Annotated in this window: 12 protein-coding genes; 5 read left to right on the top strand and 7 right to left on the bottom strand. The window is 67.8% G+C overall.

Annotated features, from left to right (window positions below):
• Window positions 1-28 precede the first annotated feature (28 nt).
• The 3 genes from proC to DZC73_RS13195 all read left to right on the top strand — a co-directional run bounded on the left by proC (window position 29) and on the right by DZC73_RS13195 (window position 2,882).
• Window positions 29-841, top strand: a complete 813-nt coding sequence (gene proC, locus DZC73_RS13205; protein ID WP_124540764.1) for a pyrroline-5-carboxylate reductase — start codon at window positions 29-31, stop codon at window positions 839-841.
• The gene (locus tag DZC73_RS13200) at window positions 838-1,416 is read left to right on the top strand and encodes a chorismate--pyruvate lyase family protein (protein ID WP_161974566.1); all 579 of its coding nucleotides are present in this window, start codon (window positions 838-840) and stop codon (window positions 1,414-1,416) included. The genes proC and DZC73_RS13200 overlap by 4 nt, the downstream gene beginning before the upstream one ends.
• 191 nt (window positions 1,417-1,607) lie before the next feature.
• A complete protein-coding gene (locus DZC73_RS13195; RefSeq protein WP_124540763.1) occupies window positions 1,608-2,882 on the top strand; it encodes a Glu/Leu/Phe/Val family dehydrogenase in 1,275 nt (424 codons plus the stop codon).
• 96 nt (window positions 2,883-2,978) lie between these two features.
• On the opposite strand, the gene ubiA is transcribed toward DZC73_RS13195, so the two are convergent.
• Both ubiA and DZC73_RS13185 read right to left on the bottom strand, forming a co-directional pair.
• Entirely contained in the window at window positions 2,979-3,854 is an 876-nt protein-coding gene (gene ubiA, locus DZC73_RS13190; protein WP_124540762.1) for a 4-hydroxybenzoate octaprenyltransferase, read from the bottom strand.
• Window positions 3,855-3,896: 42 nt separating this feature from the next.
• On the bottom strand, window positions 3,897-5,510 hold the full coding sequence (locus DZC73_RS13185) for a peptide chain release factor 3 (protein ID WP_124540761.1): 1,614 nt from the start codon (window positions 5,508-5,510) through the stop codon (window positions 3,897-3,899).
• A 73-nt stretch (window positions 5,511-5,583) separates the two neighbouring features.
• Here DZC73_RS13185 and DZC73_RS13180 point away from each other — a divergent pair, with 73 nt between their 5' ends.
• Window positions 5,584-6,468 (top strand): Fpg/Nei family DNA glycosylase, encoded by an 885-nt coding sequence (locus DZC73_RS13180; protein ID WP_124540759.1) that lies wholly within the window; start codon window positions 5,584-5,586, stop codon window positions 6,466-6,468.
• Here DZC73_RS13180 and DZC73_RS13175 read toward each other — a convergent pair whose 3' ends face one another.
• The 3 genes from DZC73_RS13175 to DZC73_RS13165 all read right to left on the bottom strand — a co-directional run bounded on the left by DZC73_RS13175 (window position 6,469) and on the right by DZC73_RS13165 (window position 8,628).
• Complete coding sequence (locus tag DZC73_RS13175) at window positions 6,469-7,074, bottom strand: type 1 glutamine amidotransferase family protein (protein ID WP_124540758.1); 606 nt, start codon at window positions 7,072-7,074, stop codon at window positions 6,469-6,471.
• A gap of 1 nt (window position 7,075) precedes the next feature.
• Window positions 7,076-7,597 (bottom strand): Dps family protein, encoded by a 522-nt coding sequence (locus DZC73_RS13170; protein WP_124540756.1) that lies wholly within the window; start codon window positions 7,595-7,597, stop codon window positions 7,076-7,078.
• Between the two features lie 107 nt (window positions 7,598-7,704).
• Window positions 7,705-8,628: a hydrogen peroxide-inducible genes activator gene (locus DZC73_RS13165; protein ID WP_124541138.1), complete on the bottom strand. Its 924-nt coding sequence runs from the start codon at window positions 8,626-8,628 to the stop codon at window positions 7,705-7,707.
• Window positions 8,629-8,794: 166 nt separating this feature from the next.
• Between DZC73_RS13165 and DZC73_RS13160 the strand changes: the two genes are divergently transcribed.
• Complete coding sequence (locus DZC73_RS13160; RefSeq protein ID WP_124540755.1) at window positions 8,795-9,340, top strand: hypothetical protein; 546 nt, start codon at window positions 8,795-8,797, stop codon at window positions 9,338-9,340.
• 16 nt (window positions 9,341-9,356) lie between these two features.
• Here DZC73_RS13160 and DZC73_RS13155 read toward each other — a convergent pair whose 3' ends face one another.
• On the bottom strand, window positions 9,357-9,938 hold the full coding sequence (locus DZC73_RS13155) for a Yip1 family protein (RefSeq protein ID WP_124540753.1): 582 nt from the start codon (window positions 9,936-9,938) through the stop codon (window positions 9,357-9,359).
• A 216-nt stretch (window positions 9,939-10,154) separates the two neighbouring features.
• The gene (locus tag DZC73_RS13150; protein WP_124540752.1) at window positions 10,155-10,913 is read right to left on the bottom strand and encodes a LytR/AlgR family response regulator transcription factor; all 759 of its coding nucleotides are present in this window, start codon (window positions 10,911-10,913) and stop codon (window positions 10,155-10,157) included.
• Between the last annotated feature and the right edge of the window lie 4 nt (window positions 10,914-10,917).

The following is a 10,917-nucleotide window of genomic DNA, read 5'->3' as shown; positions in this document are numbered from 1 at the left end:
GTGCGGCCAAGCTCTTAAACTGGACGCCATGGACACGATCGCATTCATCGGCGGCGGCAACATGGCCGCGGCCATCATCGGTGGCTTGATTCGCAGCGGGCGCGCACCTGCCTCCATCCTCGTCGTCGACCCCGGCGACGCGCAGCGCGAGAAGCTGAAGGCCGATTTCGGCGTGCGTGTGCTCGGCGCCGCCGATGCCACGCTGGAAGAAGCTTCGCTGGTGGTGTGGGCCGTGAAGCCGCAGTACTTCCAGGCCGCCGCGCTGCCGTGCGCCGCGCATGTGGGCCGAGCCCTGCACCTGAGCGTGATGGCGGGCATCCGCAGCGATGCCATCGCCACCGCGGTGCGCACGCAGCGCGTGGTGCGCTCCATGCCCAACACGCCCGCGCTCATCGGCCAGGGCATCTCGGGACTCTTCGGCCGCGAGGGCGTGACCGAGGCCGAGCGCAAGACGGTGGAAGCCGTGCTCGCACCGACCGGCCAGGTGACGTGGGTCGCCCGCGAGGAAGACCTCGACGCGGTGACCGCGCTGTCGGGCTCCGGCCCGGCCTACGTCTTCTACTTCGTCGAAGCCATGATGCAGGCCGCGACCGACATGGGCCTCACGGCCGCGCAAGGCAAGCAGCTCGCGCTGGCAACCTTCACCGGCGCCGCCTCGCTCGCAGCGGCCTCCGAAGACCCGCCCGACGTGCTGCGCGAACGCGTCACCTCCAAGGGCGGCACCACCTTTGCTGCGCTCACCTCGCTCGAATCGGACGGCGTCAAGGCCGCCTTCGTGAAGGCGCTCAAGGCCGCGCAGCACCGCGCGCGCGAACTCGGCGACGAGTTCGGTCGCGCTTGAAGCCCGACAGCAAACCGCCGCGCCGCTCGGTCCTGCGCCAGTGGCTGCATGCGCCCGGCTCGCTGAGCCGGCGCCTGGCCGCGCTGGGCGACCGCTTTGCGGTGCAGACCTTGCGGCAGGGCCCGGCACGGCTGCATCGCCGCGAGATCGAGCAGTTGGGCCACCATGCACGCGGACGCGTCTGGGTGCGCGAGGTGCTGCTGCGCGTGGACGGCCTGCCGATGATCTGGGCACGCAGCGTCGCGCCGCGCCCTTCGCTGGCCGGACCCTGGCGGGCCTTGCTGGGCCTCGGAAGCCGACCGCTGGCTGACCTGCTGTTCAAGGACCCGCGTGTCACCCGCAGCCCCTTGCGGGTGGAACATCTCTCGCACGGCAGCCCGCTGCGCGAACGCATGCTGCGCCAATGGTTCAAGGCCAATGGGCACAAGCCTCCGCACAACATGGTGTGGGCGCGCAGCTCCATCTTCCACAAGCACGGCGCCCCGCTGCGCGTGATGGAAGTGTTTTCGCCGAAGCTGGCCGGCTGGAAGCCGCCCATCGGCAAGCAGATTGCCAAGGATTCCACACGGCACTGACCCGCACGGACCGCTTCATGCCCCGGCCGCTGCAAGTCATGCAAACCCTGCATGACGAATGGTGAAAAACTCGGCACGCTCGCGCCTACAGTCTCGCCGCATGCAGGTGGCATCCCCTGCCCAGGCTCGTCACGAGCGGGTCGAAAGAGCGTGGTGCCACCCCGACGAACACACTTTCGCGGAGACATTTCATGAGCAATCCTCTTTCCTACGTCGGCTCTGAAGACTCGAGCCCCTGGCACACCTACCTGTCGCAAGTCGACCGCGTGCTGCCTTACCTGGGCAACCTCGCCCGCTGGGCCGAAACCCTCAAGCGACCCAAGCGCGCCCTCATCGTGGACGTGCCCATCGAGATGGACGACGGCAGCGTCCGCCACTTCGAGGGCTTCCGCGTCCAGCACAACCTGTCGCGGGGCCCCGGCAAGGGCGGCGTGCGCTACCACCCCGACGTCACGCTGGAAGAAGTGATGGCCCTGTCGGCGTGGATGACCATCAAGTGCGCCGGCGTCGGCCTGCCCTACGGTGGCGCCAAGGGCGGCATCCGGGTCGATCCGAAAACGCTCTCGCACAAGGAGCTGGAGCGCATGACGCGCCGCTACACGAGCGAGATCGGCATCATCATCGGACCCCAGCGCGACATTCCCGCGCCTGACGTGAACACCAACGGCCAGATCATGGCCTGGATGATGGACACGTACTCCATGAACACCGGCTCGACCGCCACCGGCGTGGTCACCGGCAAGCCCATCCACCTGGGTGGTTCGCTGGGCCGCGTGAAGGCCACCGGCCGCGGCGTGTTCGTGACCGGCAGGGAAGCCGCCCGCCGCATCGGCCTGAAGCTCGACGGCGCCCGCGTGGCGGTGCAGGGCTTCGGCAACGTGGGCAGCGCAGCGGCCGAGCTGTTCGTCGGCGCCGGAGCGAAGATTGTTGCGGTGCAAGACCACACCGGCACCCTCGTCAACAAGAACGGCTTCGACATGCAGGGCCTGATGGCCACCGTGCGCCGCGACGGCGGCGTGGGCAACTTCAAGGAAGCCGAGCGCGTCGACAACGAGTCCTTCTGGGACGTGGACTGCGACATCCTCATCCCCGCCGCGCTGGAAGGCCAGATCGACACCGCCCGTGCCAACCGCCTGAAGGCCAAGCTGGTGCTCGAAGGCGCCAACGGCCCGACGCTGCCCGATGCGGACGACGTCATGCGCGAGCGCGGCATCCTCGTGGTGCCCGACGTGATCTGCAATGCCGGCGGCGTGACCGTCAGCTACTTCGAGTGGGTGCAGGACTTCTCCAGCTTCTTCTGGACGGAAGACGAGATCAACGTGCGACTGGACAAGATCATGGTCGATGCGTTGAAGCACATCTGGGACACGGCGGACAAGCACAAGATCACGCTGCGCACGGCCACCTTTGCCGTGGCCTGCGAGCGCATCCTGATCGCCCGCGAAGAGCGCGGCCTGTATCCCTGAGCCCTTTGGCACCTCATCCCGGCGAACGCCGGGATCCATGGGCCTCAGAACAAAACACCGGCTTTGGCCGGTGTTTTTCTTTGGGTCTTTGAGCGATCAGAGCTTGCCGATGAGCACGCCCGCCAACACCGCGAACCCCACCCAGTGGTTCAGCCGGAAGGCCTTGAAGCATCCGTCGCGCGTGCGTTCACGGATCAGCGTGAAGTGCCACAGCACCTGGCCGGCTGCGATGGCGATGCCGGCGAAGTACCCCCAGCCGAATCCGAGCTGCGCGCCGAGCACGCCCCAGATGGCCAGGTACGCCGCATAGAACAGCATCACGCCGATGACATCGAACCGCCCCAGCGTGATGGCCGAGGTCTTGATGCCGATCTGCAAGTCGTCATCGCGGTCCACCATCGCGTACTCGGTGTCGTAGGCGAGCACCCAGAAGAGATTGCCGATGAGCAGCTGCCACGCGAGCATCGGCACCTCGCCGCGCACGGCGGCGAAGGCCATGGGAATGCCGAAGCTGAAGGCCACGCCCAGCACGGCCTGCGGCATCGAGAAGAAGCGCTTGGTGAAGGGGTAGAAGATGGCCACCGCCAGCGCAGCGAAGCTCCAGGCGATCGTCGGCAGGTTGGTGGTGAGTACCAGCGCGAAGGCGATGAGCGCGAGTGCAGCGCCGAAGACCAGGGCGGCCTTGGGCGTGATCGCGCCGCTGGTCACTGGCCGCTGCGCCGTGCGCTTCACATGCTTGTCGAAGTCGCGGTCCGCCACATCGTTGACGGCGCAGCCCGCGCTTCGCATGAGGAAGGTGCCGGCCACGAACACCACCAGCAGGTGCCAGCCCGGGAAGCCGCCGGCCGCGATCCACAGCGCAGCCAGCGTCGGCCACAGCAGCAGGTAGGTGCCTGCGGGCCGGTCCCAGCGGATCAGGTTGAGGTACAGCGACAGGCGCGAAGGCGTGTCGGGCAGGGTCGATGCGCTCATGGGGCGATTGTCGCGCCTGCGTCGGGCGATGACCGATCGACCTCAACCGTCCAGATGCTTCTGGAACACCAGCCCCGCATGCTCGCGCAGCGCGTGGAACTTGATCTTCGGCCAGTTGGCCTCGATGGCACGCAGTTCCGGCGCGTATTCCACCAGCACCGTCGGCGCATCCACCGCATCGTGAGCGACGCGGTGCGAGTTGCCGTCGATGAATCGCTTGAGTTCGTTGGCGTCGTCGCAGGTCACCCAGCGCGCCACCTGGAAGCGCGACGGCGCGATGCGGGCCTTCACGCCGTACTCATGCTCCAGCCGATGCGCCACCACTTCGAACTGCAGCTGCCCGACCGCGCCCAGCAGCAGCATCGAGCCGGCCACGGGGCGGAACACCTGGATCGCGCCTTCCTCGCCCAGCTGCTGCAAGCCGGCCTTGAGCTGCTTGGTGCGCAGCGGGTCGGCCACTTCGACGGTGCGGAACATTTCCGGCGCGAAGAAGGGCAGCCCGGTGAACTGCAGCGCTTCGCCCTCGGTCAGCGTGTCGCCCAGCTGCAGCACGCCGTGGTTGGGAATGCCGATGATGTCGCCGGCAAAGGCCTCGTCCAACAGCTCGCGCCGTTGCGACAGGAAAGACACCACCGTGTTGGGCCGCAGCTCCTTGCCAGAGCGCACCACCTTCAGGCGCATGCCGCGCTCGAAGTGCCCCGAGGCCACGCGCACGAAGGCGATGCGGTCGCGGTGGGCCGGGTCCATGTTGGCCTGGATCTTGAACACCACGCCACTGAACTTGCTCTCATCGGGCTTGACTTCGCGCTGGATGGCCGTGCGGTTGGACGGCGGCGGTGCCAGGTCCACCAGCGCATCGAGCACCTCGCGCACGCCGAAGTTGTTGATGGCCGAGCCGAAGAACATCGGGGTCTGCTTGCCCGAGAGGAACTCGGCCTCGTCGAACGAAGGCGCTGCCATCTGCACGAGCTCGATGTCGTGCCTGGCGTGTTCGTATTCGGCACCGAAGCGCTCGGCATACACCGGGTTCTGCAGGCCGTCGATGATCTCGTCATCCAGCGTCTTGCGGTCCTCGCCGGGCGAGAACACGCGCATCTGCTCCTCGCGCAGGTCCATCACGCCGTGGAAGGCCTTGCCCATGCCCACCGGCCAGGTGAAGGGCACCACGCTCATGCCCAGTTCACGCTCGATCTCGTCCATGAGCGACAGCGGTTCCTGCACTTCGCGGTCCATCTTGTTGACGAAGGTGAGGATGGGCGTGTTGCGTGCCCGGCAGACCTGCAGGAGGCGCCGCGTCTGCGGCTCCACGCCGTTGGCCGCGTCGATCACCATCAGCGCCGCGTCCACGGCGGTGAGCACGCGGTAGGTGTCTTCGGAAAAGTCCTGGTGGCCCGGGGTGTCCAGCAGGTTGATGACGCAGTCGCGGTATTCCATCTGCATCACCGACGACGCCACCGAGATGCCGCGCTGCTTTTCGATCTCCATCCAGTCGGAGGTCGCATGCCGCGAGGCCTTGCGCGCCTTCACCGAGCCGGCGATCTGGATTGCACCGGAGAACAGCAGCAGCTTCTCCGTGAGCGTGGTCTTGCCCGCGTCAGGGTGGGAAATGATGGCGAAGGTGCGGCGGCGGCGCACCTGGGGAGTGAGGTCGGACATGGGGCTGCGGCCAGGAACTGCCGGCTGCGGGGTCGAAAGGGTGGATTATCGGCGGGATGGCAAACTCGCCCGCATGCCGGAGCTGCCAGATATCACCGTCTACGTCGAGCGCCTGGACGCGAAGGTGCGCGGCGACACGCTCAAGCGGGTGCGCATCCTCAACCCTTTCCTGCTGCGCACGGCGGTGCCGCCCATCTCGTCGGCCGAAGGAAAGAAGGTGCTGGGCATCGAGCGGCTGGGCAAGCGCATCGTGCTGGCGCTGGAGGGCGGGCTGTTCCTGGTGATCCATCTGATGATCGCTGGCCGGCTGCGCTGGCTGGCCGCGGGCGCCAAGCCGCCGGGCAAGATCTCGCTGGCGACCTTCGAGTTCGAGGGCGGCACGCTGGTGCTGACCGAGGCGGGCAGCAAGCGCAGGGCGTCGGTTCACCTGCTGCCGGACCGGGCCGCGCTGCACGCGATGGACCCCGGCGGCATCGATGTCTTCGCGAGCGACCTGGCCGCCTTCGCCGAGCGGCTGAAGGCCGAGAACCACACGCTCAAGCGCTCGCTGACGAACCCGCGGCTGTTCAGCGGCATCGGCAACGCGTATTCGGATGAGATCCTGCATCGCGCGCGGCTGTCGCCGGTGACGCTGACACGCTCCATGGACGACGAGGCGATCCAGCGCCTCTTCGACGCCACCCGCGCCGTGATGGGTGAATGGACCGCGCTGCTGCGCGACGAGGCCGGCGACTGGCCGGACAAGGTCACCGCCTTCCACCCGAAGATGGCGGTGCACGGCCGCTACGGCCTGCCGTGCCCGGTGTGCGAGTCGCCGGTGCAGCGGATCGTGCACGCCGACAACGAGACCAACTACTGCGCCCGCTGCCAGACCGGCGGAAAGCTGCTGGCCGATCGTGCACTGTCGCGCCTGCTCAAGGCGAGCTGGCCCAGGCACATCGACGACATCGAGAAGTGATCAGTCCTCGATCACGAAGGGCGCGATGATCTTCATGATGCGCTCGACGTAGCTGTCCTTCTCGCCCACCGGCGCCGCATAGCTCAGCGCCTGCACGGCCTTGTCGGCCCCGGCGCGGCGGGCCATCATCCACGCCGCCAGGTATTGCGACGCCAGGCAGCCACCCGCCGTGGCGATGGGCCCGCGCGCATGGAAGGGCGTGTCGATCACGCGGATGCCCGCCTCCACCACCCAGGGCTTGGTCGTCGAGTCGGTGCAGGCGGGAATGTCCGCCAGCAGCCCCAGCCGCGCCATCAGCAAGGTGCCCGAGCACTGCCCGGCGATCAGCTGCCGCAGCGGGTCCAGCTGCAAGCGGTCCAGCAGCGCGCTGTTCTCCGCGATGGCCCGTGTGTAGATGCCGCTGCCGAAGATCACCGCATCGGCCTTGTTCGCGAACTCCAGCGGCTGCTGCGCCTCCACCACCACGCCGTTCATCGAGGTGACACGGGTGCTGGGGCTCGTGATCTCCGCCTTCCAGCCCTCGGCCTTCAGCCGGTTCAGCAAACCCAATGCGATGAAGGAATCGAGCTCGTTGAATCCGTCGAAGGTGAGGATGGCGACGCGCATGTCATTCCTCGAGCAGCGAGCGAAGCATCCAGGCCGTCTGCTCGTGGATGGCCAGCCGCTGGGTCAGCAGGTCGGCGGTGGGTTCGTCGCTGGCCGCATCGGCCTGGGGGAAGATGCTGCGCGCCGTGCGGGCCACCGCCTCGTGGCCTTCGACGAGGATGCGCACCATCTCCAGCGCCTTGGGCGGCGTCGCGGGCGCGTCCTTGATGGAAGCCAGCTGGCCGAACTGTGCGTACGAGCCCGGGGCGGTGTGGCCCAGCGAGCGGATGCGCTCGGCGATCGGGTCCACCGCATTCCACAGCTCGGTGTACTGGGCCATGAACATCGCATGAAGCGTGTTGAACATCGGCCCGGTGACGTTCCAGTGGAAGTTGTGCGTGGTGAGGTAGAGCGTGTAGGTGTCGGCCAGCAGCCGCGACAGTCCGGCCGCGATGGCCCCGCGGCCCTTGTCGCTGATGCCGATGTGGATCCCGACGCCGGCCGCTGTGGACGGCTTGGTCTTCTTGGTGGCGGACTTGGCCATGCAATGCGCTCCGAGCAGGTCGATGAATTCAGTCTATCGGTTGCCGTACGGGCGTGCCAATCGCTTGACCCCATCGGGGCCATAGCCTTGGCTGGGCCGGTGGGCGCTCATGCGGTCAGCCGCTTCAAGCCGGGCAGTTCGCAGGCGTAGATGGCATTGCGCAGCGCGGCAATCGCCTCGTAGCGGGTGAAGGTGCGGCGCCAGGCCAGCACCACGCGACGGGTGGGCACCGGCGGCGAGAAGGGGATGTAGGTGACGTGCGGCTGGGCGTCCTTGGGCACCGACAGCTGCGGCACCACCGTCACGCCCATGCCCGAGGCCACCATGTACTTGATGGTCTCCAGCGAGGAGCCCTCGAAGCTCTTGCGGATGCCTTCGGCGTCGCTGGAGAAGCGGGCGTATTCAGGGCAGACCTCCAGCACGTGGTCGCGGAAGCAGTGGCCCGTGCCCAGCAGCAGCATGGTCTCCTTCTTGAGCTCCTCGGCGCTGATGCGCTTGCGCTTGGCCAGCGGGTGCGTCGTGGGCACCGCCACCATGAACGGCTCGTCGTACAGCGGCGCCACCGCCAGGCCGGTGTCGGGAAAGGGCTCGGCCATGATGGCCGCGTCCAGCTCGCCGGTGCGCAGCATGTCCAGCAGCTTGACGGTGAAGTTCTCCTGCAGCACCAGGGGCATCTGCGGCACGCGGTCGATGGCCTGCTTGACCAGGTCGGGCAGCAGGTAGGGGCCGATGGTGTAGATGACCCCCAGCCGCAGCGGGCCGGACACCGGGTCCTTGCCGCGCTTGGCGATCTCCTTGATGGCCGCGGCCTGCTCGATCACCGATTGCGCCTGCCGCACGATCTCCTCGCCCAGCGGCGTCACGCTCACCTCGTTGGCGCCGCGCTCGAAGAGCTTCACGTCCAGCTCTTCCTCGAGCTTCTTGATGGCCACGCTGAGCGTGGGCTGCGAGACGAAGCAGGCCTCGGCGGCACGGCCGAAATGGCGTTCGCGGGCGACGGCGACGATGTAGCGGAGTTCGGTGAGGGTCATGGCCACGAAGGACTCAGGAGGCCCGCCAGTATGTCAGCGAGCACGGCGCGCTGCACGCCCCGGGCGGTATCGCGGCCTGGTACTGCCTTTGGAGGTGCTTGGCCGGCCGGTCGTTCGGATGGATTCTCCCGCCGCGGCGACGTTGCCGCGCCATGAAAGCCACACCATGAGTCGACGAACCGCCCTCGCTCTCACCACGCTCGCCACCGCTGCCTCGCTGGGCGCCTGCGTGGTGCTGCCGGTCGATCCGGCCACCGGCCGGCCCTATCCGCCCCACGGACACGATGCCTACGGCCAGTCCGTCACGGTGGTGACCCCGCCGGCACCCGTGGCTGGCCTGCCGCCGGCGGTGACCGTGCTGAGCGCGCGGCTGTATCCGCTCAACCAGCAGGCCAACAAGGGCGGCATGCTCACCGCCTCGGTGATCGACAACAACACCGGCCGAGGCACCTTCACCATCGCCTACCTGGGCGACTCGATGCAGGGCGAGGCCACGCGCGTGGATTCAGGCTACGCCGCCTTCGGACGCATCCACAACGAGGTGCTGGGCTACTCCCAGCGCAGCTTCAACGGCCGCCGCGGCATCGCCAATGCCTACGGCAGCAAGGGCGTGAACGTGCAGTGCGAGTACGTGGTCACCGGCCCGACCATGGGCACCGGCGTGTGCCAGTTCTCCGACGGCGCCAAGTACCAGATGCACTTCGGCACCTGACGCCGCCGGCGCGGCATCACATGCGCATGCCCATGCCCATGGAGCCGTAGGTCAGGGCGCCCAGCACCAGCGAAGCCACGATGACGATGACGACCAGCACCGCGGTGTAGCCGGGGGCCTTGTCCTCGGGGATCTTCATGAGCACCGGCGCGCCCAGGAACAGCAGGTAGATGCCGTAGATGCTGGCCAGCAGCGACAGCACGCTCAGCGCCATGATGATGCTGAAGACGCCGCCCACGTAGCCAGCGGTCATGCTGTAGGCCACCAGCTTGAAGGCCGAGAGCAGGTCCTTGGTGCCGCCGAAGCTGGGGGCCAGCTCGTTGGCGACGAAGGCGACGCCGAAGACCAGCACCAGCGACACCACGTAGTGGGCGATCATGTGCATGAGCCCGCTCATCATGAAGCCGCCCATGCGCGAGCCGAACATGCCGAAGCCCAGCACGTAGATGCCCAGGAAGGCCGCCACCGGCGGAATGGCCGCGAGGAAGACCAGGTACTTCTTGTAGATCGCGGCAATGTCATCCGTCTCCTGGGCGATCACCGGCCAGGTTTCCTTGGGTTTGAGCAGGATGTCTTGCACGCGCTGGATCAGGTTCATGGTCCCTCCGGTTGGTCGCAATGGGTCGGGATGCTAGTGTGGGCTGCGATGGGCCTCGCACTGCAAGCTAGGGGGTGCCGCGCACGAGGATCGCACGATGCCCCCGCGGCGAACAGCGAATTGATCCGCTTGACGTTTGCCGCCGCGGGCCTCAACGCATGCGCAGGCCAGGCCGCCGACCGCCCGGGTGTTGCCGAATGTAGGCGGCGCCTGCCGTCACATCGCCTTGAACCGCCCCTGGAACGCCTGGCTCACTGCCAGCCGCTGCGGGTGCGACCTCAGCACCACGTCCATGCGGCCCATGAGGTCGCGCGAGACACTGGCGACGTGGGCGATGTTGACGATGCATCCCCGGTGGATCTGCCAGAACTGCTCCGGGTCCAGCCGCGCGAGCAGTTCCTTCAGCGACATGCGGATGTGCGACTCGCCCTCGCGGGTGACGACCCGGGTGTACTTGGCGTCGGACTGGAAGTACAGCACGTCGGTGACCGTGACCAGACGCAGCTGCTGCCCGTGCCCGGTCTGCAGCCAGCGCAGCGGCGCCTGCGCGTCCGTGGCAGCGGCCGCGCGCGACAGCCAGGGCGAGAGGTCCGCCGGCGCGCCGAGCAGGCGCTGCTTCAGCCGCTCCACGGCCTTGGCCAGCCGCGGCATGGCGATGGGCTTGAGCACGTAGTCCACCGCGCCTTCGTCGAAGGCCCGCACGGCGGCATCGTCGAAGGCGGTGACGAACACCACGTGGCAGCGGCCGCTGACATGCGCGGCCAGGTCCAGTCCGCTCATGGCGGGCAGCCGGATGTCGATGAACGCCACCTGCGGCCGCAGCTCGGTGAGCGCGCGCAAGCCGCTGGCGCCGTCGACCGCCTCGGCCACGATGTGCAGCTCGGGCCACAGCGTGGCGAGCATCTGCCTGAGTTCTGCACGGGGCAAGGGCTCGTCTTCGATCAGGACGGCGGTGGGTGGGGGCGTGGCGGCCATGGGT

It is taken from the genome of Rhizobacter terrae (assembly GCF_003852895.1).
Classification (GTDB): Bacteria; Pseudomonadota; Gammaproteobacteria; order Burkholderiales; family Burkholderiaceae_C; genus Albitalea; species Albitalea terrae.
This window is presented reverse-complemented; position numbering and strand designations above follow the sequence as displayed.

Coding starts and splice junctions, on each gene's coding strand:
- proC (WP_124540764.1), top strand. CDS start 29: ATGGACACGATCGCATTCATCGGCGGCGGCAACATGGCCGCGGCCATC.
- DZC73_RS13195 (WP_124540763.1), top strand. CDS start 1,608: ATGAGCAATCCTCTTTCCTACGTCGGCTCTGAAGACTCGAGCCCCTGG.
- ubiA (WP_124540762.1), bottom strand. CDS start 3,854: ATGAGCGCATCGACCCTGCCCGACACGCCTTCGCGCCTGTCGCTGTAC.
- DZC73_RS13185 (WP_124540761.1), bottom strand. CDS start 5,510: ATGTCCGACCTCACTCCCCAGGTGCGCCGCCGCCGCACCTTCGCCATC.
- DZC73_RS13180 (WP_124540759.1), top strand. CDS start 5,584: ATGCCGGAGCTGCCAGATATCACCGTCTACGTCGAGCGCCTGGACGCG.
- DZC73_RS13175 (WP_124540758.1), bottom strand. CDS start 7,074: ATGCGCGTCGCCATCCTCACCTTCGACGGATTCAACGAGCTCGATTCC.
- DZC73_RS13170 (WP_124540756.1), bottom strand. CDS start 7,597: ATGGCCAAGTCCGCCACCAAGAAGACCAAGCCGTCCACAGCGGCCGGC.
- DZC73_RS13165 (WP_124541138.1), bottom strand. CDS start 8,628: ATGACCCTCACCGAACTCCGCTACATCGTCGCCGTCGCCCGCGAACGC.
- DZC73_RS13160 (WP_124540755.1), top strand. CDS start 8,795: ATGAGTCGACGAACCGCCCTCGCTCTCACCACGCTCGCCACCGCTGCC.
- DZC73_RS13155 (WP_124540753.1), bottom strand. CDS start 9,938: ATGAACCTGATCCAGCGCGTGCAAGACATCCTGCTCAAACCCAAGGAA.
- DZC73_RS13150 (WP_124540752.1), bottom strand. CDS start 10,913: ATGGCCGCCACGCCCCCACCCACCGCCGTCCTGATCGAAGACGAGCCC.